Origin of the sequence: Brevibacillus sp. FSL L8-0520 (assembly GCF_037963895.1) — a bacterium.
GTDB classification, from domain to species: Bacteria; Bacillota; Bacilli; order Brevibacillales; family Brevibacillaceae; genus Brevibacillus; species Brevibacillus borstelensis.
In genome coordinates this window covers 4,477,700-4,501,161 of record NZ_CP150171.1, presented here as the reverse complement: position 1 = coordinate 4,501,161, position 23,462 = coordinate 4,477,700, and the positions used below count along the sequence as shown (strand labels likewise).

Annotated in this window: 16 protein-coding genes, 1 pseudogene and 1 CRISPR repeat array; of the genes and pseudogenes, 13 read left to right on the top strand and 4 right to left on the bottom strand. The window is 53.1% G+C overall.

Features of this window, described 5'->3' with window-relative positions:
• Nucleotides 1–164: 164 nt before the first annotated feature.
• Both NSQ24_RS22125 and NSQ24_RS22120 read right to left on the bottom strand, forming a co-directional pair.
• Nucleotides 165–1,273, bottom strand: a pseudogene (locus tag NSQ24_RS22125) (IS3 family transposase).
• 481 nt (nucleotides 1,274–1,754) lie between these two features.
• A complete protein-coding gene (locus NSQ24_RS22120) occupies nucleotides 1,755–2,021 on the bottom strand; it encodes a hypothetical protein (RefSeq protein WP_243014167.1) in 267 nt (88 codons plus the stop codon).
• 131 nt (nucleotides 2,022–2,152) lie between these two features.
• Between NSQ24_RS22120 and NSQ24_RS22115 the strand changes: the two genes are divergently transcribed.
• From NSQ24_RS22115 to NSQ24_RS22105, 3 genes are all read left to right on the top strand, one after another.
• Nucleotides 2,153–2,734: a hypothetical protein gene (locus tag NSQ24_RS22115; RefSeq protein ID WP_003389981.1), complete on the top strand. Its 582-nt coding sequence runs from the start codon at nucleotides 2,153–2,155 to the stop codon at nucleotides 2,732–2,734.
• A gap of 29 nt (nucleotides 2,735–2,763) precedes the next feature.
• Complete coding sequence (locus NSQ24_RS22110) at nucleotides 2,764–3,351, top strand: hypothetical protein (protein ID WP_228006819.1); 588 nt, start codon at nucleotides 2,764–2,766, stop codon at nucleotides 3,349–3,351.
• Between the two features lie 990 nt (nucleotides 3,352–4,341).
• The gene (locus tag NSQ24_RS22105) at nucleotides 4,342–4,791 is read left to right on the top strand and encodes a hypothetical protein (protein WP_339166594.1); all 450 of its coding nucleotides are present in this window, start codon (nucleotides 4,342–4,344) and stop codon (nucleotides 4,789–4,791) included.
• 839 nt (nucleotides 4,792–5,630) lie between these two features.
• A CRISPR array of direct repeats spans nucleotides 5,631–6,329; the repeat unit is 36 nt; unit sequence CTGAAAGTAGCTGTGATGCTGAAAAGCGTTTAGCAC.
• Nucleotides 6,330–6,446: 117 nt separating this feature from the next.
• Here NSQ24_RS22105 and NSQ24_RS22100 read toward each other — a convergent pair.
• Nucleotides 6,447–7,172 carry an MOSC domain-containing protein gene (locus NSQ24_RS22100; protein WP_003391799.1) on the bottom strand — a complete coding sequence of 242 codons (726 nt, stop codon included), beginning with the start codon at nucleotides 7,170–7,172 and terminating at the stop codon, nucleotides 6,447–6,449.
• 213 nt (nucleotides 7,173–7,385) lie between these two features.
• Here NSQ24_RS22100 and NSQ24_RS22095 point away from each other — a divergent pair, with 213 nt between their 5' ends.
• The 9 genes from NSQ24_RS22095 (at nucleotide 7,386) to NSQ24_RS22055 (ending at nucleotide 21,097) form a co-directional block, all read left to right on the top strand.
• Complete coding sequence (locus tag NSQ24_RS22095; protein WP_039071530.1) at nucleotides 7,386–9,758, top strand: hypothetical protein; 2,373 nt, start codon at nucleotides 7,386–7,388, stop codon at nucleotides 9,756–9,758.
• Nucleotides 9,755–10,681: an ABC transporter ATP-binding protein gene (locus NSQ24_RS22090; protein WP_003391796.1), complete on the top strand. Its 927-nt coding sequence runs from the start codon at nucleotides 9,755–9,757 to the stop codon at nucleotides 10,679–10,681. The genes NSQ24_RS22095 and NSQ24_RS22090 overlap by 4 nt, the downstream gene beginning before the upstream one ends.
• Nucleotides 10,678–11,568: an ABC transporter permease gene (locus NSQ24_RS22085; protein ID WP_122958211.1), complete on the top strand. Its 891-nt coding sequence runs from the start codon at nucleotides 10,678–10,680 to the stop codon at nucleotides 11,566–11,568. Before NSQ24_RS22090 ends, NSQ24_RS22085 begins: the two co-directional genes overlap by 4 nt.
• Nucleotides 11,568–13,370, top strand: coding sequence for a hypothetical protein (locus NSQ24_RS22080; RefSeq protein WP_122958210.1), 1,803 nt, complete (start codon nucleotides 11,568–11,570; stop codon nucleotides 13,368–13,370). Before NSQ24_RS22085 ends, NSQ24_RS22080 begins: the two co-directional genes overlap by 1 nt.
• Before the next feature lie 14 nt (nucleotides 13,371–13,384).
• Complete coding sequence (locus NSQ24_RS22075) at nucleotides 13,385–14,371, top strand: MoxR family ATPase (protein ID WP_039071527.1); 987 nt, start codon at nucleotides 13,385–13,387, stop codon at nucleotides 14,369–14,371.
• Nucleotides 14,368–15,249, top strand: a complete 882-nt coding sequence (locus tag NSQ24_RS22070) for a DUF58 domain-containing protein (protein ID WP_024983599.1) — start codon at nucleotides 14,368–14,370, stop codon at nucleotides 15,247–15,249. The genes NSQ24_RS22075 and NSQ24_RS22070 overlap by 4 nt, the downstream gene beginning before the upstream one ends.
• Nucleotides 15,250–15,264: 15 nt before the next feature.
• Nucleotides 15,265–17,181 carry a BatA and WFA domain-containing protein gene (locus tag NSQ24_RS22065; protein ID WP_339166590.1) on the top strand — a complete coding sequence of 639 codons (1,917 nt, stop codon included), beginning with the start codon at nucleotides 15,265–15,267 and terminating at the stop codon, nucleotides 17,179–17,181.
• A complete protein-coding gene (locus NSQ24_RS22060) occupies nucleotides 17,171–20,254 on the top strand; it encodes a VWA domain-containing protein (RefSeq protein ID WP_339166588.1) in 3,084 nt (1,027 codons plus the stop codon). The genes NSQ24_RS22065 and NSQ24_RS22060 overlap by 11 nt, the downstream gene beginning before the upstream one ends.
• Before the next feature lie 81 nt (nucleotides 20,255–20,335).
• A complete protein-coding gene (locus NSQ24_RS22055; protein WP_172920668.1) occupies nucleotides 20,336–21,097 on the top strand; it encodes a class I SAM-dependent methyltransferase in 762 nt (253 codons plus the stop codon).
• Nucleotides 21,098–21,256: 159 nt separating this feature from the next.
• On the opposite strand, the gene NSQ24_RS22050 is transcribed toward NSQ24_RS22055, so the two are convergent.
• Entirely contained in the window at nucleotides 21,257–22,114 is an 858-nt protein-coding gene (locus NSQ24_RS22050) for a DegV family protein (RefSeq protein ID WP_031931648.1), read from the bottom strand.
• A gap of 326 nt (nucleotides 22,115–22,440) precedes the next feature.
• Between NSQ24_RS22050 and NSQ24_RS22045 the strand changes: the two genes are divergently transcribed.
• Nucleotides 22,441–23,304, top strand: coding sequence for a patatin family protein (locus NSQ24_RS22045; protein ID WP_003391782.1), 864 nt, complete (start codon nucleotides 22,441–22,443; stop codon nucleotides 23,302–23,304).
• Nucleotides 23,305–23,462: the final 158 nt, after the last annotated feature.

Sequence of the window (23,462 nt, the reverse complement as noted above, 5' to 3'; positions counted from 1 at the left end):
CACAAATACGGATCATTGCTTGTTCCACTTCATTGACAGATGGTTGCTCATTATTCTCGTAGTAGTAGGTACTCCGATTGACCTGCAGAATCTTGCACATGGCCGATATGGATACTTATGTGCATTTTGCCGAATCACTGTTATTTTGGATTGTCGACACCAAACTAGACAGATTTCTTAAGTGCCACTTCTTTGTACGCTAATGGGCTTAGATAACCTAATGTAGAATGAATCCTTGCTTCATTAAACCATTTGGCGTATGTACTCAGCTCTTGCCTTAACTGGGCTAGCGATTCAAACTTTCGATTTCTCACGAATTCCGCTTTGATCAGTTTAAAGGTTGCCTCCGCAACCGCATTGTCATAAGGGCAGCCTTTCATACTCAATGAGCGTTTGATTTTGAAGGTGTTGATAATTTCATCAATCGTTAGATTTTTAAATTCACTGCCACGATCCGTGTGAAAAAGCTGGATTTGGCGCAAATCTCCTTTTACGCTTGCAAATGCTTGCATCTTTGAATTTTCCACAACTGTGACCGATAATCTCCCGATTAAACAAGTCAACGAGTAGGCAAATATAGTGCTATTTGTTTGCGACCCGAACGTAGGTCAAGTCATTTACAACGGCTTCCAGTGGTGCTTCTTTCACAAACTCGCGATTCAGTTCATTCTGAATCAGCGATTCATTACATGACGTTACATAAGGTTTATACTGTGCAACCGTGTAGACCGATACCAGGCCGTTTTACTTCATCAAACGCCCAATGCGCCGTCTGAGACCGTCATTCCCTCTTCATGAAGTTTTGCCTTGAGCTTCCGTGCTCCATAAACGCGCTGATTCTCTTCAAAAATACGGATAATTGCTTGTTCCGTCTCATCATCGACAGATGATTGCTCTTTACTCTCGTAGTAGTAGGTACTCCGATTGACCTGGAGGATCTTACACATGGCCGATACGGGATACTTATGAGCGTTTTGCTGAATTACCGTTATTTTCGTCCGAAGATCAGCGCCGCTTGCTTTAAAATATCGTTCTCCATTTTCAATCGTTGAATTTCCTTACGTGACGCAAGAAGTTCCTTCTGCTCCTCTGTCCGGTTGTCCTTTTCTTTGAAAGAACCTGTTGTTCTACCTTGTTTGACCCAACGGTCAATTGCATATGCACTTAGATCATATTCTCTCAAAATTTCTGCACGTGGCTTGCCATTCTCATAAAGCTGAACCATCTGTTGTTTGAATTCATCTGTACATGATCGACGCTCACGCTTCCCCATGACATACTCTCCGTTCCCTTTCGATTTGGTTTCAATCTACTAGAACTTAAGAGAATGGTCCAATTCAGTGTAGCCGATCCAATCAAGAAATTTTCGATTTGATTCAAGATTACGTTGATGATCCCGAATCAATTAGCAAATTGTATAAAGCGCTAATTGCTTATTTGGTACTTGAGGGAATTTATTTTACTGGTGCATTTGCTTATTTCCATTCACTCGTACGCACAAATAGAATGATCGGCTCGATAATTATGATTAATTTGATTAAGGAAGATGAAACTCAGTACTCCGTATTATATGGCACCATACTTCAGATTATTATGTTTGAGTTTCCTGAGTTAAATACAAAGGAGAACATGGATTTTGCGGTTAAGTACATAAAGCGAAGCGTAGAAAAGGAAAAGGAATGGGCCAATTAAATTTGCAGAAATTCTGGTATTAATGAAGAAGGTGTCACTGGAATTGTTTTTGCTGAACATACTTAAGCAAAATAAATTAATTGAGAATAAGCCCAAATTCCCACTGTATTATAGTCAATGATGCAGTCATCTTCAGAAATCTTAATGCGACCTTCACTAGTTTGAATCATAGGAACACTATTTGCTTTTGGATACCCATGCTTTAACTGTTCTTTTGTGTAGTATCCAAAATATTGTTCTGTCAACGAATAGAATTCAAAGTCATCTTCTAAGCCTTCACGGTATACCTCTGCTTCGATAGCAACTGGTTTCTTTCGGTATTTCGCCATTTCAATCCTCTCCTTTTTCAATGAAATAGTTTTTTATTAGTTCATACAAGTTTCTTTATAGAGTGAATTTGCAAAATAAACCATTTTTATTTATATTTGGATTATGTTAAATTATGTAAGGGGGACGTGAAATGTCAAATAAGAGAACAAAGGTTGCAGTAGGTTTATTTTCTGTTGTTGCCTCTCTTTCATTCTTAGCAACAAGTGCATTCGCGAATTTCCTTGGTGGGAAATGGGATACTTCAATAACCCCAGTCATCTTATATGAAGACATCAATTTAGCATCTAAGTACTCTGATGTACTCTGGACTGCTGTTGACAAGTGGAATGGAATAAGTCGGAATTTTGATCTCTCTCCAGCGGACGATGAAACTGGATATATTGGTGTAAGACACCTCTCCAGAGAAGCAGATAATTATCTTGGTTGGAGCGGCACTTATGGATATGGAATCCCTTATGATGACAGAGGAAGAGAGAATCGCTCCCCATATGCGTCGGCTGATATTGTAATTGTCCGTTATTTATGTGACGATCTTGATGAAGACGATACAATTAATACAATCGTGCATGAATTTGGTCACGCACTTGGTTTAGCGCATGTAAGTAGTAGTAAGATTGACTCCATAATGGATTATGCCGATGTATTCGATTGGGATATTGATGGGCCAACAAGCTTTGACAAGAGTAATATCAGAGAATTATATGGACGATAAATAGGAAGGGTGTGTCAACATTGAAAAAAATGATTACTATTGTCACTGCTTTGGCGCTTATAGTTGGTGTTGGATCAGCTTTAGCATATAAAGAGTTGAATGGCCCAAGTGACCACAGCCCAGCTTTAGCAAAAACTTTTAAGTCAACTGAAGAAATCGTTAAGGACTCCAAAGTTATTATCAAAGGTAACGTTCCAAAAGAATACAGAAAAGAAACAGTTGGTGAAATTGTATTTTTTGTTTATGATGTTCAGGTCGATAAGGTTTATAGCAACCTCACTGATCAAGAAATCGTTGAAGGTGAAACTGTTGAGGTTTATCGCCTTGTCGGTGTTGACACCAATGAAGGAAAAGACATGGTGAATATAGTTTCACCTGAATATCAAGCATTAGAACAAGGTGAATACTTACTTTTCTTAAATGGACAGTATGATGATAATTTAAAGAAGCTGATCTTGATACCCAATACACCCAATCAACTATTCAAAACAGATAAATCAAGAAGTCTCTCTTCTAAGCAATTTACTACTCAAGAATTCGAAAATGTCACTGATGTAGATGCACTTCCTTCTATCGCTGAAGATGCTCTATTAGAAGCAATTGAGAAGGTTAAGTAATTAGCTACTAGGGCACTTCATGTTGAGGTGCCTTTCTCTCTTAATTAAAATATCCTTTCATTCTGTCTTTTCCTGCATATTCTGAAAGTACCTCCTGTAATGCTGAAAAGCGTTTAGCACGAGCTCTCGCCTTTCGCATTGTCCCCTGTAATTCTGCTGAAAGTAGCTGTGATGCTGATAAAGCGCTTAGTACGCCGAAATTGCTAGTGATTTCTCAATTGGTTGCACTCATTAAGAAACACTACCAACTTGTTCTCTAGTAGTAGGTTTCCGTAATCCTAACCGCTTCGTCCTAGTCTGTCGTGACCAAGTCAATAGCACAAAAACTCAATACTCGCCATGTCTGGATGCCACTTCCCCCCGTCCGTAGTAGGAACAATGCAATCTATCCACTTCGTATAGTTCCCTATCCTAGATAAAGAAGGACAATGGCGTTCCCCTCACAGCAATGACTTTCGCAGTAGGTAAACAGGATATTTATCTAATCTTTGTCTTCGAAGACCAATTTCTTGTAGGAGCTTGACCACTTACTTCAAAGCTCATTGAAGCAAGTTCCCCGCGCTATTCTATTCTCCATGAGAACCGGTTTTACGTCCTCTGCCCCCTTCCTGTACGCCCGGATCTAGCGCTCCTCGGGCCCTTTGATGTAATCCGACTAATCCAATAATATTTCCTGTAATTTCTAAGCAATGATTCCTTACACGATTCGATCCCTCGGTAAGCTCAAGCATCAAAATCTGTTCGGACTGGGATTCGTACATCTGGGTACAACGTCCAAGTGTGGAAGTTGGCACTATACGGAACGTCCGTTTCTGACTGGTCCGGAGGCTACAAGGAGGGATTCATGGGGACGAGACGGACAGCAAGCAAAAAGCGTCAGCTCTCATTTCGCTTGTCAACTCTTATGTGAGCCTGGGGGATCTTATCTTGGCTGACTATTATTTGAAAAAGTATGAATAGAGTGAATATGCCGATTTTCGAAAGAAGCATTTGCGGGCGCTTCTGCATGCGAAAAAAGGAGAATTTGATCAGGCCATTACCCTTTACCATGAGTGTCTGCATGAAGCAAAGCCGGATGGGCGTATTTCCATTGTGAGCGATCTTTTGGAAGCGTATTTGGAGAGCGGCGAGGACGACTTGATTAGGGAATTGATCGTATGTGAGGATCAGTTTTTGCCTGCGGACATTCTCGTCCATCCGTATCGGATCAAGCAAGCAGCGCGATACTACAAACGAAAAGGAGTCTGCCAACTCTCCATTGGGCAAATGGAGAAGGGCTTTCATAGCCTTCTTGAAAGCATGGGGTATTATCGCAAACTAGGAGCCAGTGACAAGGCATTTGAATGTATGGGTCTTTTCTTAAAGTACCATCGGTTACATGAGAAGAGTATTTCTTTTGAACAGATGGAAACTATTGAGAAGTTGTGTCATAATAGTTAAATAAAGGAAGGTAAGGCGTAAGTTATGAAAAAACTGTTAGTAATGCTCGCTTTTACTTTCGTTTTCACCACAACCACAATGCCTTCATTACTTCCGGATCAGAAAGGCCCAGGAGTAATAGTCAATGGCGCGGAGCCTGACTGGTAGGAAACATTGTGAAACGAAGCTGTGACGCCTCTCTCGTTTGAGAAAAGGCGTCTTTTTCTTGAACATTGATTCCGAACTTTGAGCGTAAAGTGATATTTTAACGGGGAGGTGTTTTTAACTTCCTTTCTAATTGTGACTTATCGGGGAGCTGGTGAGGTATGGACATTAGTATCTTTAGAGTAAGCGATCTATTGGGGATTGCTGTTGGAATATTCTTTTTCATCCTCTTCAAATACATGTTTACTAAAAATAGAACTACTTTACGGTATAAAGTTTGGGAGTATGTTATTCTTGTGATTGTCATTTGGGTGTTAAAATCACTTTTTAATATTTTCCTCTAATAGGTTGAACAATAGTAAGAAACCCTCAAAAAGGAGTTTGCGTTCTAATTTAGGGGATTGGACACGCTCCACCCTCGTAGTGGTGAACATTGTAATTCGATTCAAGTACCAAGGTCATTCTTGAAACAGAACCTGAAAAAAGTATGATGAGGCCGTTCCTGACAGGGTTTGGACGATTATCCTGTTTAGGTAGGTGCTTGAAAATTAGGAGGAATACTGGTAAATCAATAAGTATGGGTATTGCATTCCTATAAAAGAAAGGGCCTTTTGTAAAAAGTGAACCGCTTCGTCAGAGGTGCTTGAAATGAAGGGCGTCTTTCCCATATGTATCAAGGGTTTTTTGTGGAGGCTCTGAAAGTAGCTGTGATGCTGAAAAGCGTTTAGCACACTTGATACGGTCTGCTTAGGTCGAACGGGTTTCCGGCTGAAAGTAGCTGTGATGCTGAAAAGCGTTTAGCACGCATGGAAGCGGCTGACCAGGGCGGAAACCGAGGCCTGAAAGTAGCTGTGATGCTGAAAAGCGTTTAGCACAGGTGATCCGGCTTGCACAAAGTCGAGACTTACACACGCTGAAAGTAGCTGTGATGCTGAAAAGCGTTTAGCACCTGAAATGGCTCGTAAAGGGTTAAGACGAAAGGACTTGGCTCTGAAAGTAGCTGTGATGCTGAAAAGCGTTTAGCACCACAGGCGGTTTTGGGATGCGCGGATCTCGCGCTGGCACTGAAAGTAGCTGTGATGCTGAAAAGCGTTTAGCACGATTGACGGACGAGCAGGTTGACGAGGAATTGAAGCGGACTGAAAGTAGCTGTGATGCTGAAAAGCGTTTAGCACCCTGTTTGTCTGCTGCATTTAGCCCTTGATCTACGCCTGAAAGTAGCTGTGATGCTGAAAAGCGTTTAGCACGAAGACAGGGTTCGTGTGGTACTGATTGACTCTGAAGCTGAAAGTAGCTGTGATGCTGAAAAGCGTTTAGCACTTATTAACAGGATTTTCCACTTTCTGTGGATTAGTGTCCTGAAAGTAGCTGTGATGCTGAAAAGCGTTTTAGTCCACTGTCCATAAAGCTAAGGCGTGGCCCTGCAGCCAACAGCGGCTAGAAAGCCACGCCATGTACATGCCAATTTTAGTAATTCCGCCCCATACTCTCAGCAGACGCTCTCCGAAACATCACCCCAACAAACCCGCCACATCCCCAACCCGAACAACCCCGGTTTCAACCACAGCCGCATACACTCCAAAGCAAGCCTCCCGACTCGTCGCAAGCGTCTTCAACAAGCCAGGGTCAATCGAGTAATCCCCCGGATCAATATTGACCATCGAGCAGCGCTTGCACTTTTTGTACACTTCCACGACTACCTCGCCAATCTGAATCCGCCGCCCGATCCAGTCCTCCTCGGCAAATGGCACTCCATCTGCTTGCTCCAAGACGATATTAGGCCTGAAACGAAGGGGGTCCACCGGTTTTCCCCACATCTGCTCCAATGCCCGTACGGAAGCGTCTGTCACGATCAGCAGCTGCGCCTGATCGACGCCCATCAGCTCATCCTGCGGCGTAAAGGTGACGGGAACCAAAGGCCGTCCGCTGAGCTGCTCGATTTCCTTATGCAGTTCCTCATCTGTCCAAGGAACTACCCGCCCGTCCGGTGTTGTTATCCGAACATCGGGAAAAGACGTCTCATCCCCTTCACTGACGCAGGCAGCCTGATACTCAAGCAGCTTGGGGACATGCTTTGCCGTCAGGTGTCTGACCGGGCTTTTCTCGTCCAAAAATGCGCGGCTGCGGTCGCCGTACAGGCCGAACCGGGATACGGCAGCTTCCTGCAGGCTTTCCCCGCGAAACGACTTGACCGGATAGCGATGGATGGCACTGATTTTCCCTAGCGAATGTCCCATGTTGAAGTCTCCTTTTTGGTTTCTCGTCACTAACTGTATTCTATCTGTAGATCCAAATATACCTTAGACAAGTTGCGTGATCGTCCACATCTTTTTCAGTAAAAACGCTAATTTTTTGCATTTCTGAAACAACCTGTAGCTTTTCTTCCATATCATACGTCATAACTGTAGCACGTTATCTAATCAGACATGTCGTCGGTGGAGGTAGGAGAAATGAATCGAAAGAAGCCCAAGCAATGGCTCTTGGCCTTTTTGACGTGCCTGCTTTTGGTGGCAGGGGCGCCGGGCGGATGGACGCCAGCCGTGCAGGCGGAAGTGCCGGTGCAGCTCGGCGTGACGGCCGGGATTGGCGGCGATTACAAAGAAACCGGAATGGTTCCGATCCAGGTGACGGTTAGCAATAGCGGTTCGGACGTGGAAGGAAACCTGGTGGTCAATGTCAGCGACAGAGGAGGGGATTCCTTTTCTGTGGCGTACTACCAGCCAGTCTCCGTCGCCAAGGGGGCGACAAAACAGGTGACCTTGTCCGTACCAGGCAACCAAATCGGCCCCAATACATACGTAGCCTTTATGCAGGGCGACAATATTGTGGCCAAAACCTCCATCGGAGGAAGACGCTACAGCGGGGACGCGCTGTTCGTGGGCGTACTGGCTGCCAATCCGGATACAGCCAATTTCCTTGGAGCCATGCCCAGAGAGGCGTTTAACAACCAGGTTCGGGTCCTTCCGTTGAAAGCGGAGCAAATGCCCGTGGCAAGCACTGATTTGCAGATGATTGACATTTTGCTTCTAAATAACTTTGCCCTCGACAGCCTGAACAGCCAGCAGGTGCAGGCGATCCGCGAATGGACGACCGCAGGCGGCATGCTGATGCTGGCAGGCGGGGCTCATTACGGAAAAACGGCGGGCGAGCTGAAGGAGCTTTCACCTGTCGAGGTGACTGGCGTTACAAGCCTGACCTCCTTGCAAGCATTGACGGTGGAGAAGACCAATGCCCCTGCCCTGGACCGTCCGTTTACCGTAAGTACAGGTGCGCTAAAAAGCGGAACAGCTCTTTACACCGAGGCAGGAGTGCCGCTTCTCGCCACCCGTGCTGTCGGCAACGGGAAGGTCATGTATATCGCCTATGACCTTGCCGAAGAGCCCGTGGCCAGTTGGAGCGGAAACAGCCGGTTCTGGGCTGACGCTTTGAAAAAGGGGTTCGGCTCCAATTTGAATCAGACACATCGCGACCCGATGGATTCCGTTTGGGCGCTGGACAATGCGGCTGACCGGATTCCCGCGCTGAAAATGCCCGACATGAAATGGCTCGCCCTCTTTTTCGGCATCTATGCGTTTGTGGCAGGGCCGATCCTGTTTTTCCTGCTCCGCCGCAAGCGGAAGCAAGGCCTGATGTGGGGGGTAGTACCCGCTCTTGCCGTAGTGACAGGTATCGGGATTTTCACGTTTGGAGCGCTGCAGCGGGGGACGACGCCGCTGTTGCATCAGGTCGGGTTTGTCGAAATGCTCAGAGATGGAAAAGCGAGCGCCAAGGCGGTCACAGCGATGTTCGTCCCGAGCAGCAGCGATTATGAGATCGTGGTGAAAGGAAACGGCAGAACGTGGCCGATCCTGCCATACCAATACGGCCAGGAGGAGCCGAAAGCATGGGTGTCGACCCAGCCGGACCAGGCCCAGGTGCAGTTCAAGGACGTGGAATTCTGGTCGATGCGCAAGGTCGGTACGGACCAGCACCTCTCCGATGTCGGGACATTCGAGTCTGATCTGGTCTTTACGAATGGTGCCCTGAAAGGGACGGTGACGAATAAATCGCCATACTCGCTGAGAAATGTCGTAGTGGCGGCGGATAACCAGACACAGAGCTTTCCGGAGCTGGCCCCTGGCCAATCGATACAGGTCGAGTTGAAATTCGACCCGTCCTCCCAGACCGTGACGGGCCGGGGCCGGAGCAGTGCTCGCTTGTTCCTGCCCTCGCCATACCAGGGCAATTACAATCCTGAGCCGAGCAGGGAAGAGATGATGGTGGATATTCTGGAGGACCGACCGAGATTTCAAAAGAATGCGCCGGTCATGCTGGTCGGCTGGATGGACGCTCCGGTCGTGGAAATGGACATGAAAGGAAGCCCGTTCAAGCCGTACAGCATTTCCCTGGTCACGGCACCGCTTTCTATCAAGCCTTCGCCGGACGGCTACGTCTATTACCCGACCAGCGCGTTTGATGCAGTGAAAACAGGCAGCTCCACAGAGGTGGATGATGTCGGCGACGGCTACATGATGCGAGCAGGCGACATTACGCTCGAATTTGAAACGAAAGCGCAAAACAAGAGCCTGCAGGTCGAAAAAGTCAACTTGTACACCTGGTCGGATGACAATACGCCCTTCGACAAACAGGTCTACAACTGGAAAACACAAACGTTTGATCCTTTAGACAAAGCGTTTGTGAAGAACGTGATGACCAAGGACAAGACGGCTGACTACCTCTCTGTGGAGGGAACGCTGCGCATCAAGTTCTCGCACAGCTTTGAAGATCACCGCCATCTCGGCACGCCGGTGATCAGCGTGGAAGGAAAGGTGATCAAACCGTGATCAAAATTGATAAACTTCGAAAACGATACGGAAAGATGGAAGCGTTGAAAGGACTGTCGCTGGAAATCGACAAGGGAACGGTTTTCGGCTTTGTCGGTCCGAACGGAGCAGGCAAATCGACCTCGATGTCCATTCTCGCTACGCTATTGGAGCCGACCAGCGGCAAAGCGTACGTGGGCGGCTATGAAGTGACCAGCCATCCTCGCCAGGTCCGCAAGCTGATCGGGTACATGCCTGACTTTTTCGGCGTGTACGACAATTTGACCGCAGAGGAATATCTCGACTTTTACGGCGCCAATTACGACATCCCTGTCCAGGAACGTCGGCAGATCATCCCTCAGCTGCTGGAGCTGGTCAATCTCAGCCACAAGCGGGATGCCTACGTCGACTCGCTGTCGCGGGGGATGAAACAGCGGCTCGGATTGGCCCGTTGCCTGGTGCACAATCCCGAGGTGCTGATTCTCGACGAGCCGGCCTCCGGTCTCGACCCGCGGGCGCGGATCGAGCTGCGCGAGATTTTGAAGGAGCTGCGCGATATGGGCAAAACGATTATTATCAGCTCGCACATTTTGCCCGAGCTTGCGGAGATGTGCGATGTGATCGGCGTGATCGAGGAAGGAAACCTGATCGCTTTTGGCAAAGTGGAAGAAATCTACGCCAGAATGCAGGAAAAGCGGGTTTTGCGCATCCGTCTCGTCGACCGGATGGAAGACGCACTGACCCACCTGAAGCAGCAGCCTCTCGTCTCGAACGTGACGAGAGAAGGAAACTGGGCCGTTGTCGGGTTTTCCGGCGATGACCAGCAGCAGGTCGAGCTGCTGCGCAGCCTCGCTCTGGCAGGCCTTCCGGTAGCCGCTTTCAATGAGGCGGAAGGGAATCTGGAAGAAATCTTTTTGGAAATCACCAAGGGGGTGGGCTCATGAACGTCTTGCGGCGATTTCGCAATCCCGTGCTGATGAACGAACTGAAATTGCGCATGCGGACCAAGCGCTCCCCGTGGATCATTACGCTGTATTTGCTGGTGCTGGGAACCGTGGCGCTGACCTTCGTCTTTTTGATGACCGGAGCGGGCAGCTACTACAATCCCAACGAGACCCGGGAGCTGTTCATGATGCTTTCGCTCATGCAGTTGGCGATGATTTGCTTTGTCGTCCCGGGACTGACAGCGGGCGTCATCTCCGGAGAAAGGGAGCGGCAGACGCTCAGCATCCTGCTGACGACCAATGTCAGCGCGACCAAGCTCGTGCTCGGCAAGTGGCTCGCTTCGCTCAGCTTTATGAGCTTTCTCGTGTTTGCCACGATTCCGTTGTACGCCATCATCTTTTTGTACGGGGGAGTTTCTCCGGCCCAGCTGCTGCAGGTATTCGCCTTTTATGTAGTGACCATGCTCGGCCTTGGCAGCATAGGTGTGCTGTTGTCCACGCTGATCAAGCGGACCGGTATTGCGACCGTGCTCAGCTACGCGCTCGTGTTTGGATACGGGGTAGGGACCAGCGTGCTGGCGGAAGTGATCCGGGAGTTTATCCGTTTCCAGCGCAATGCAAACAACATTACCGGGCCTTTTCCGGTCTGGCCCGATTTTTTTCACAGTCTAAACCCGCTGTTTGCCATGATGAGCATTTTTGAAGAAGGGCCCTTTCGCGGTCTTCGCCGGATGGCCGGCAGCAAGTACGCAGCGCTGGCGCTTGATCCATACGCGATTTACTGCTTGTTCTTTGCCGTTGTCACGATCATTTGTCTGGCGCTGTCCATCTATCTGATTAAGCCGGTGAAGCCGCGCTGGCGCAGGAAAGCCGCTACTGGGGAGTGATGAGCGTGTTTGGTCCTGAAAACAAGGATAATCTGCTGACGCTGCTCGCGCCGATCAAAAAGCGCGTCTTATACCGGGAGAGCGCCCGCTGGCTCGTGGCGGGGGCTCTATGGGGGCTGGGAGGAAGCTTTGTGCTTCTCCTCCTGGCTCGTCTTTTTCCCATTCCCTTCTACAAGTGGCTGGTGCTCGCCGCTGCCTTGGCAGGGGTTGCGGCTGGTATGGTGCGCCTCTGGAGGGCGCGGCCGACGGAGCGGGATTGTGCCCGGCTGGCCGACAGTCGCGGGTTGGCAGAGCGGGTTGCTACGGCGCTGGAGTATCGGGAGAACAGCTCTCCATTTGCCGCGGCGCAGCGTGAGGATGCTGTCAACCGGCTGCGGCAGTCTTTGCCGCATATTCTGGAGAGCATCGAGGTCTGGCCGATCATCCGCAAGCAGGCGTATGCGGCCGGAGGAGCGTTGGCCGTTTGCTTGCTGCTTCTGCTCTGGCCCAACGCCCAGGACGAGCGGCTGGCTCAGATGGCGCAGCAAAAGCAGGCCCAGGCAGCCGCCGAGGAATCGCTGAAAAAGCTCCAGGAGGAAGCAAAAGCCCAGGAAGGCTTGAGCGATGCCCAAAAGAAGCAGCTCGAAGAAATGATTGAACAGGCGAAAAAAGCGGTAGCAGAGGCCAAAAGCCCTGCGGAGCGGCTGAACGCGATGAAGGCGGCGGAAAAGCAGTTGGACAAGTGGAAGCAGTCCCAGGAACGGAAGATGGCCGGGCTGCAAAAGCTCCAGGAGACCATTGGCGGACAGCCGGGGCTGCAAAAGGTCGGAGCCGCGATGAACAGCGGGGACCGCCAAGCGATGGTTGATGCCCTGAAGGAATCGGCCAAAGCGGTTGAGGCGTTGAAGGCCGAAGAGCAGAAGGCTCTCGCTGAAGCGTTGGGCAAGGCGGCCGAGCAACTGGCAAAAGAAGGCCAGGCAGCAGGCGACGAGGAAGCGGCCAAGGCAGCCGAACAGCTTCAGGAAGCAGCCAAGCAGCTGGCCCAAGGAAATGTCCAGCAGGCGTTTGCTCCACTCGAGACCGGACTGGCGCAGGCTATGCAGCAGATGGCAGAGGCGCGCACGGCGGCACTCCTGGCCGCACAGTCGATGGCCGCGATGCAGCAGTCTCAGATGATGCTGGCTGGCGCTGGCAGCACGGCCAATGGCTCGGCTCAGGCTGGTGCAGGGGCGGCAGGAGGAGCAGCGGGCAGTCCGGGCGGAGCTGTCCCGGTCTCTGCATCGGCGGGAAACGCCCAGACAGGTACGGGGGCAGGCTCGCAAGCGGCAGCGGGCGGAACGGCAGCCGGAGGAGCTGGAAGCGACGGCTCGGGAAATGCAAACGGGCAAGGCTCGCAAAATGGCAATGGCTCAGGCAACGGCAATGGTGCCGGAAACGGGAATGGAAGCGGAAACGGCAATGGCAATGGCAATGGCAACGGATCTGGCAACGGAAATGGTTCAGGAAACGGCAGCGGCTCAGGCAGCGGTTCCGGCAAAGGAGCCGGTGCAGGTCTCGGCCAGGGAAGCCACGAGCTGGTGACTGTCCCGTCTGCCCGCATCGGGGGCGAGGGGCCGGTTGACACGGTTGGCGGACCGCTCGGGGAGGGCGCTTCCCAGTCCCGCCAGACCGGGGCGACGCAGGTATCGTCCGGGGGAGCGCTCCCGTACGAGGAAGTGTACGGACAGTACGCCGAGTTTGCCCGGGAGAGCCTGGAGAAAAGCTCCATTCCCAGCGATTATCAGGACGTGGTGAAAGAGTATTTCAGCAATATTGAACCGTAGGGGGAAGTGAGCATATGGCAGAGCAACAAGCATGGGAAGAATGCCTCCAGCGAGTGGAGAGAGTTCGCGAGGAAATCGGAAAGGTTCTGGTTGGCCAGCGCGAAGTCGTTGACCAGCTGCTGTGGGCGGTATTTGCAGGAGGGCATGCACTCTTGGAGGGCGTGCCGGGACTGGGGAAGACCCTGCTGGTCAAGACGCTTTCGCAAGCGTTTGAGCTGTCCTTTCAACGGATTCAGTTTACGCCCGACCTGATGCCGACGGACATTACCGGCACGAACATTTTGAGCGTAGATGAAACGGGACAGCAGTCGTTCCAGTTCCAAAGGGGCCCGATTTTTGCCCACGTCGTTCTGGCGGATGAAATCAACCGGGCGACGCCCAAGACGCAAAGCGCCCTGCTCGAGGCAATGCAGGAGCGAACCGTTTCCGCGGGGGGCGTGACTCGGGCGCTGCCCGATCCGTTTTTTGTTCTGGCTACGCAAAACCCGCTGGAGCAGGAAGGGACGTATCCGCTGCCGGAAGCCCAGATGGACCGCTTCCTTTTGAAAATAGAAGTTCCGTTTCCCACGGCGGACGAGCTGAAGGAGATCGTGCTCAGGACGACGGCGGGCCAGGGAGCTTCTGTCGAGAAAGTGGCATCGGCGCGGGAGATTGCCGATATTCAGCAAGCGGCCCGCGACATTCTCGTCGCAGATGCGGTACTCAGCTATGCGGTGAAGCTTTTGCTGGCGACCCATCCGGGCGAGCAGGCGATCCACTCCGTCAACCGTTATGTCCGTTCCGGTGCGGGGCCTCGCGGCGTGCAGGCGATGGTCGCCCTGGCGAAAGTGAGAGCGCTGCTATCCGGCAGATTCAACCTTTCCTTTGAGGATATTGACGCAGTCGCCTTGCCTGCTTTGCGCCACCGTGTCTTCCTCAATTTTGAAGGGGAGGCAAACGGAATTCGCCCGGATAGCATCGTCCAGGAGATTCTGGCCGGATTGGAGAAGGAACGGGCATGAACAAACACCTTCTGGACCTGGCCTGGCTGAGCCGATTGGAGCGTATGCAGGTGCTCAGCAGACGGTTGGCAAGCGGCACCCAGGTCGGGAAACGCCGTTCCAGGCAGACCGGGAGCTCGCTTGAATTCGCCGATTACCGGGCCTACGCGCCTGGAGACGACCTGCGCCAGCTAGACTGGAATGCCTATGCGAGATCGGGCAAGCTGTTCGTCAAAAAGTTCCTGGACGAGCAGGAGCTGCACGTCACGCTTTACATTGACTGCAGCAAATCGATGGGCTACGGGGAGCCGCCAAAGCTGGAGCGTGCCGTGCAGCTAGCAGCGGCACTCGGGTACATCTCCCTGTGCCATCTCGATTACGTTTCGGTGTACGCCTTCGACCGGGAGATCATCGCCTCCTTGCGAAATTTGCAGGGAAAAAACAAGGCGGCACAGCTTTTTGACTTTCTCGCCTCGCTTTCGGTCCGTGGGACGGGCGATCTGGAGCAAGCGCTGCGCTCGCCCGGTGCTGTCCACGGCAAGACGGGCGTTTCCCTCGTTCTGTCCGACTTCTTGTTTGAATCCGGCTACGAGGACGCAATCGCCTATCTGCAGGCGACCCGGCAGGATGTCACACTGGTGCAGCTATTGTCCCGGGAAGAGCGCGAACCCGCGTACCAGGGGGAGCTGCGCCTGATCGACAGCGAGACGGGGACGGGCAAGGAAATTTCCGTGACCCATGCCTTGATGGATGAGTATCGGAAAACGGTCCGGGATTACCAGGCCGCACTCGCGCAATTTGCTTACCGCAGGGGGATTTCCGCCGTCGATGTAAAAACGGAGACGCCCCTGGAGGAAGTTGTCTTTCAAGTATTTCGGCAAGCAGGAATGATTCGCTAGGGAGGAGGAGCTTTGATGCAGTGGTTGGCTTTAGGCAATCTCGGTTTTTTGCTGATCGTGCCGGCGATCGCGGCTCTCTATCTCCTGAAGCGAAAGGTGGAAGATGTAGAGGTGCCCAGCACCCTGCTATGGCAGCGGACGCTGCAGAGCTGGGAGGCCGTTCGGCCATGGGAGAAGCTGCAGCGAAACCTGCTCTTGCTGCTTCAACTGCTGGCGGCCATCCTGCTGGTGCTTGCCTTGGTCCGCCCGGCTGTGCCGATGGCCGGAGCGATAGCCGAACACACGATTTTGGTTGTAGATACTTCGGGCAGCATGCTGGCCAGGGAAGGCGGGCAAACCCGCTTTCAAAGGGCCGTGGCAGAAGCGGAAAAGGCGGTGGAAAATCTGGGCAGCGGGCAGGCTGTGACGTTGATCGAGGCAGGCCGCGAGCCAAAGGTGTGGCTGTCCAAAAGCACGGAGAAAGAGAAGGTTTTGCAGGCGCTCTACTCGCTCGCTCCAAGGCCCGGAGAGACTGATCAGCGCGCAGCCCTTTCCTTGGCGGGAGCCATCGCCTCAACGGAAGAGGGAAGCGGCGTGATGTGGTTTGGCGACGGCGGGGGAGAAGATCTGCACGAGCCGGGGCAGAGCACCGCTGCAGCGGTTTCCATTCCGGGGCCGTTCCGTTTCCATGCTGCCGGCCGCTCCACGGAAAACGTGGCTGTCGGCGCTTTCGTCACACAGACCGGAAGCGAAGGCACGGAAGGCTTGCTGCGCATCGACAATCACGGGTCGCAACCGAAAAAAGGCAATATCTCGATCTTCGGGCTTGACCAAAATTTGCTCGACGTAGGCACGTTCTCCGTCGAGGCGGGAGCTTCCCAGACGGTTGCCTTTAAACGATTGCCCGCGATGCCTGCGTACCGGGCCGTAATTGCAGCGGAGGCGGACGGTCTGGCCGAAGACAACGAGGCTTGGAGCGTTCCGTATGGTTCGGGCAAAGGCCGGGCCGTACTGGTGAGTCCAGGGGGAAACCGTTTCCTCCATCAAGCCCTGCAAACGGTAGGAACCGTAGAGCTTGAGACTGAGACGGCACTGCCGGGCGGGAAAAGCGGCGCAGCCGATCTGTGGATTTTTGACGGTGTGGTTCCGGACAAGCTGCCGGAGGGAAACATCTTGCTGATCGCGCCCGATAAAAAAACGGACTGGCTTCCGTACCAGGGAGTGGCGGATGTGACTGGTGATCTCGAATCCGTGCAGGCGGATGACCCGCTGATGAAGTACGTGGACTGGCGGGAAGTGCATGTATCCAAAAGAGCTGTCTGGGGTTCGATTCCCGGCTTGCGCACACTCGTGCGGGCGGGAGAGAACGAGTTGATTGCAGCAGGTACGCTGGAGGGCAAAAAAGTTGTCATCATCGGCTTTGACCTGCACGACTCCGATTTGCCGCTGCGGCCCGCCTTCCCGATCTTCATGCAAAATGCCGTCACCTGGCTCTCTTCGGTGCAAAGCGTCCCGATTGGTCCCGCGTTGCCGGGCGAAGCGCTTGCGGTCTCCTTGACGCCAGGCGCGGCCAAGCGGGTGCTGACGCTGCCTGACGGCACATCGCAGCCGCTGGATGTACAGGGAACGACCTGGCTGTTCCAGGTTCCCGAGCAGACAGGGCTGTACCGGCTGACAGAGGAAACAGACAGCGGGCCGGCGTCTGTCGAACGCTATTTTGCCGTCCACATGAGCGAGGCGGAGTCTGATATCGCTCCGCGTGTTCTGCGTGTCTCTTCTGGCAAAGCGGCCGGCACGGACAACACGGAAGACAGCAAAGAGAGGGAAGCCGCTGGACGGAGCCTGGACGGCAACGGGCAGGCGACCGGGGCAAAAGAGCTTACGTATTGGATCGCTGCGCTGGCGCTTTTGATTGTGTTTGTGGAATGGAGGGTGTATCGCCGTGGGTATTGACGTACAGCAACCGTGGTTTCTGCTGCTCCTTCTCCCGGCGGTATACGCGGTGGTTCACTGGTGGCGCGGGCAACAGCAGATGCCAGTCAGCCGCAAAAGCGTTATCGCCGCGATCCGGACAGCGGTCTTTTGTCTGCTGATTCTGGCTTTGGCCGGCATCCAGCTTCTCTACCCAGTACGGGCCGAGACCGTTGTTTTCGTCTGGGACAGCTCGGCTTCGATCAAGGACGATCAGCAGCCCAGCCGTTTTCTCAGGGAAGCGGTGGAAGGCAAGCGGGCAGAGGATCAGTACGGCATCGTCGCGACAGGGGCCAACGCGGCGGTAGATCAGCCGCTGACGACGAGCAGCCAGGTCCAGCCTGTCTTTGTGGAAGTAAACCGCCACGCCACCAATCTGGCGGAGGGAATCCGGCTTGCGCAAGCGATGATTCCTACCGGCGCCCGCGGCAAGATCGTGATCATCACCGACGGGATGGACACGCACGGAGATACGGCGCGTGAAGTCAAGCTGGCCAAAGAGCGGGGGATTGCGGTAGAAAGCGTCCTTTTCGAGCAGCCGCAGGGCGATGAGGTCGTGCTGTCTGCCGTTCAGGTGCCGGATCGGCTGTACGCGGGAGAGGAATACGCGATCAAGGTTGAGCTGGAAAGCACCGTTGCGACCAAAGCGGTGCTTCGCCTCTACGAAGGAAACCGCGAAGCCGGGACACAAGTCGTTCAGGTCGAAAAGGGGAGGAACCGCTTTCTCTTTTCCCAAAAGGCTATGAATGAGGGCTTTCACCGCTACCGGGTGGAAATCGATCCGGAGCGTGATACGGTGCAGGCCAACAATCAGGCATTTGCCTATACGCAAGTGACGGGGACGCCGTCTGTTTTGGTTCTGGAAGGACATCCCGGTGCCGCCAGCAACCTCGTCCAGGCTCTCCAGGCTGGCAATATCAAGGTTGAGACGAAGGACGTGGCGCTGCTGCCAAAAGAGCTGGAAGGCTACAAGCAGTACGCTTCCATCATCCTGGCCGACCTGGCCGCAACACAGGTCAGCGATGCCGATATGGAGCGGATCAGAACGGCTGTCCGCGATCTTGGCGTCGGGTTGATCATGACAGGAGGCTCCGACGGTTTCGGTATGGGCGGCTGGTTCCAGACTCCGATCGAAGAGGCGCTTCCCGTGCATATGGATTTGCGCAGTAAGGAAGAGCAGCCTACGCTGGGACTGATGCTGGTCATCGACAAATCGGGCAGTATGGCATCCGATGCGTATGGCGTCGACAAAATGGAGCTGGCGAAGGAAGCCGCGATCCGGGCCACGACCATGCTCAACCGCCAGGACGAGATCGGCGTGATCGCGTTTGACGGCAGCCCGTGGGAAGTGGTGGCCCCTCAAAACGTCACCGATCTGCCTGCGATCCAGGGGCAGATCGGGAGCATATACGCAGACGGAGGCACCGATATATTCCCGGCGCTGCAGATGGCCTACGACCGGATCAAGACAATGAAGACGAAGCGCAAGCACGTCATCCTGCTCACAGACGGACAATCCGGCCGCGAAGACAATTACCAAGGCATGCTGGAGCAGATGATCGGGGAAAACATCACGGTTTCGACCGTTGCGGTCGGGGATGATTCCGACACAGGGCTCTTGCAGGACATCGCCGATTGGGGAAAAGGACGCTACTACTTTGCGAGCGACGCGACCTCGATTCCGAAGATTTTCAGCAAGGAAACGGCCCTCGCCAGCCGGACGTTTATCGTCGAGAAGCCGCAATATCCCGAGCGCACGGGAGCAGGCGACTGGGGGACTCTCCGGCAGCCGCTTCCGCTGCTTCGCGCCTATGTGGCGACGACACTCAAGAAGACGGCAGAGCCCGTCTTGATGAGCCAGGACGCCGACCCGATCCTCAGCCGTTGGCAGTACGGTTTGGGCCGAGCCGTCGCCTGGACGAGCGATCTGGAAGGCAAATGGGGACCGGATTGGGTCGCATGGCCGGGCAACAGCCGTCTCTGGACGGAGATCGTCGGCTGGACGCTGCCCCAGGTCGAGACCGGACGTTGGCAGGTCGAGACGCAGCTTGACGGGTCCAGAGGAAAAGTGACGGTATCCTTGCCAAAAGGCGAAAAGCTGCCGCAGGAGCTGGAGGCTGTCGTCGTCAACCGGGAGATGAAGCGGGAAGTGGTCCGGTTGAAACCTGTCGCTCCAGGGACACTGGAAGGAAGCTTTGACGCCGCTGAGCCGGGCAGCTACCTGATTCAAGTGACAGAGAAAGCAAACGGAAAGGTGGCGGCCGGGCAGACAGCCGGGCTTAGCGTCTCTTATTCTCCCGAGTTCGGATTGCAGCAGGACGGCGAAGGGCGGATGCAGGAGTGGCTGTTGGCAGGGGGAGGCACGAGAATTTCCGAACCGTCAGAAGTATTTTCCGGCAAGCTTCCGTCCAAATGGGAAACACAGCCGATCAGCGACTGGCTGCTGATGCTTGCGGCTCTCCTGTGGCCTCTCGACGTTGCGGCCAGGCGCTTGCAGCTCCCTGAGCGTTGGTGGGCAAGGGTGACTGGATGGCTTCGGAAGCGAAGGACTGCAGAAGCTGTGGAAGAGACGGAAAGCGCCGCCGTGTTTGCTCGACTCGGGGAGAAACGGGGACAGCGCTTTAGAAGCAGCGAGAGCGGTCAAGACGGGCAAGGCAGCCAAACCAGCCAAACCAGCCAGAGCAGTCATAGCACTTCAACCAGCCAAACGAACTTGGGCAATCAGGCCGGAGGACAATTGGACAATGACTCCCATGCAGCCACTAGTTCCAACGGAGCCACTGGCTCCAACGCTGCCAATGTCTCCGCAGGCTTGAATGCCCGGGATCAAGGCACATCCGCCGGTTCGCTTTTTGACAGACTGGACAGGGCAAAGACCGAGCGCGGGAAAAAAGGGACTGGCACACCAGCGAGCGGGCTGGGGCCGTCTGCAGATTCCTCACGACCGTCCAGTGCTCCCCAGTCGGACCAGCCTCAAGCAGAGAGCAAGGGGACGGAGCAGACTGGAGAGACCTTCAACAGGCTGCTTGCCGCCAAAAAGAGAAAGCAAAAGTAATCACATTCATTAATTATGAAAGTGTGCGTTGGCGCTGAACTCCTGGATATAGAAGTTCTTTTGGGGAAAGAGGAGGAAAAAATGGACCGACAAAAATGGTTTGACTGGTTGCTCGAAGAAGCCAAAGTACCGTTTGAAGGCTGGGATTTTTCCTACGTCGGGAAAACAGGACGGTTGAAGGAAGCGCCACTTTCCTGGAATTACACCGGCCTCGTCATGCGCAAGCTGCCGGAGATCGGCAGCCTGCTCGATATGGGCACGGGGGGAGGCGAATTTCTCTCCATGCTAAAGCCGCTTCCCGCTCAAACATACGCTACGGAAGGCTACAAGCCCAATGTGGCGGTTGCCAAAGGCAGGCTGGAGCCTTTGGGCATTACGGTAGTCGAAGCGGATGGGGAGGACGCCCTGCCGTTTGCAGATGAATTTTTTGATCTGGTTATCAATCGGCACGAGTCTTTTGATGCGGCCGAGGTATTCCGTATCGCAAAAACAGGGGCTTCCTTTCTGACGCAGCAGGTCGGGGGTGAAAACGATCTGCTGCTCAACCGGCTCCTCGGGGCGCCCATTCCAGAGGAATACTTGCATTGGAATGCAGACTACGCAGTCAAGCAGCTAAAAGAGGCGGGCTTTGCCATCGAGGATTGCCGCGAGGAGATGGTGCCGACCCGGTTTTACGATGTAGGAGCGGTAGTCTACTATCTCCGTGCGGTTCCGTGGCAGATACCAGACTTTTCGCTGGAGAACTACGCGGACGGCTTGTGGGAGATGCACTGTCGGATGGAAAAAGACGGATATATCGACATCCCGAGCCATCGTTTTCTGGTCGCTGCAGTCCGCCAGTAATCACGCGAGAAGCAAAGCATAGGCAAAACATTGCAGGCACCTGCTCAAATCAGAGCGGTGCCTGTTTCTGTTTACCCTTTGATTTTCAATCAAGCCTGCTGCTGCCAGTCCCATTCCGGCTTTCATGCGTGCCTGCCGTCGTTTATCGATGACATTCGCTCAAGATGACTTGGGCTCGTTGGTCCATGTCAGAGCAATGGTCCCTTGCCCGCCGTGAACGCCCAGTACCGGACTGAGCGGATACACGAGCACCTCGATATCCTGATACTTGCTTTTGATCGTTTCCTTTAATTCCAGCGCTTTGTCCATGACATTGCCGTGCAAAATTTCCACTTGGGAAATTTTGTGGATTCCCCGGGCCAGGTCAAGCTGATCCATGATTCGCCGGAAGGCTTTTCCTTCGGTTCGAACTTTTTCGAACAATTCGACAACACCGTTCCTGATGCAAAAGATCGGCTTGATTTGAAGCAGCGTGCCAACGATCAACTGAGCGTTTGACAACCGCCCGCCTTTATGCAGCTGTGACAGCTTTCCGATCACGATGTAGTTTTCGTTTTTGCTCGCCTCTTCCCTCAGGGTGGCGGCAATCTCCCGATAGTCCATGCCTTGCTCCGCCAGCGAAATCCCTTTCAACAGCAAGGTGGTGATCGGATAAGAGACGATTTGGGAATCGACGAGCTCGACGGGAAACTCGCTCATGGCAGCGGCTGATTTGCTTGTATTGTACGTGCCGCTCAATTGGCTGGAAAGGTGAATGGCGATCGCGCAATCATAGTCCTCCGCCAGTTGCTCATACAGCTCGACAAATTTGCCGATTGCCGGTTGCGAGGTTTTCGGTACGGTTTTGGAGTGGTCGATTTTTTCATACAGCTCGCTGGAAGATAATTGAATCCCGTCCGCGTAGGCGCCGTCTTCAAAGATAACGTCCAAGGGAACGACGTGGATGTCGTATTTCTCCCGCAATTCATCGGGTACAACGGCCGTGCTGTCTGTAATCCAGGCAATTCGCTGTTTCAAAAAAGAAAGCCCCCTTTGCGTTCACTAGCCCTATCATACTAGAAACGCCAACGCAGGGGACGAAGAGATTATTCCAAAACGTTGACAAGTTCCTGGTAAATCAAGCCAACCGGGTTTTTCACCGATTCTCGTGATATGGCAGATTGCACGCAACTGACCGACAGAGTGAGGGCCTCCAAAAAGGAAAAAGCCCACAAGCAAAATAACGAGCGAATGGGGCAGGGCCGGGCAAATTCAGGTGTAAATCGGTGAATTACCTTCCTGTTCCCACAGATACTATATCCGTACATGTTCATGCGAGGCTTGTTTCACAGGAGGGAGAAAAGATGGACAGCTTCGGATTGGTTCTCCAGGGAGGAGGCATGCGCGGAATCTATACGTCGGGGGTTCTCGACTGCTTTCTGGAGCACGAGCTGATTGCTCCGTACATCATCGCTGTTTCCGCAGGGGCTTGCAATGCCCTTGCTTACGTGGCAAGGGAAAAGGGAGTGGGGAAATACATGTTTATCGAGCATCTGTGCGACATGCGGCATTTCTCTCTGCGCAATCTGTATCGGCATGGCTGCATGGTCGGCATGGACTTCATTTTTGAAGAGCTTCCCCGGCGGATTCTCACCTCTTCCTTTCAGGGACTTGCGCAAGCACCGGAGAAATTGGTTGTCGCCGCGACTGATTTTAAGACAGGCGAGAGCATCTACTTTTCCAAGGACGAGCACGATCAAGAGCTGTTTCTCCTTGCGGTTCGCGCTTCGTGCAGCATCCCGCTGCTATCGGGAACGGTCTGTGTTCAAGGGGCGAAAATGCTCGATGGCGGCTTGGCAGATCCGATACCGATCGGCAAGGCGATAGAGGATGGAAACGAGCGGAACATCATCGTGCGGACAGGTACGGAGGAATTCATCCGGCAGCCAGCCAATCTCGCGTGGGCCACAGACCGGCTATTTCCCCGCTACAAGCATCTGATGCGGGTCGTTTTCGATCACCATCGGCGCTACAACGATACGCTTGCCCGCATCCGGCAACTCCGTGAGGAACAACGGGCCTTTGTCATAGCGCCGAGCAGACCGATGAACATCCGGCGTGTGGAGAGGAACCGAAATCGCTTGATGGAGCTGTACACGCTCGGTTACGAGGATGCGAAGAGGTCGCTTCGCCCTCTCTATCAGTGGCTGGAGAAAGTCCGCCTATAGCGGGCTTTTTTTATTGCCATTTTGAAGTGTGCCAGGCCCGTTTGGACCAGGTCCGTTTGTACTGGATAACGTGTTCTTTCCATTCCGCTCCGTTGCACATTTTTTATAGAAATAATGAAAAATCTGGTCAGCGGTACAAGCAATGAAAGCGAGACGGC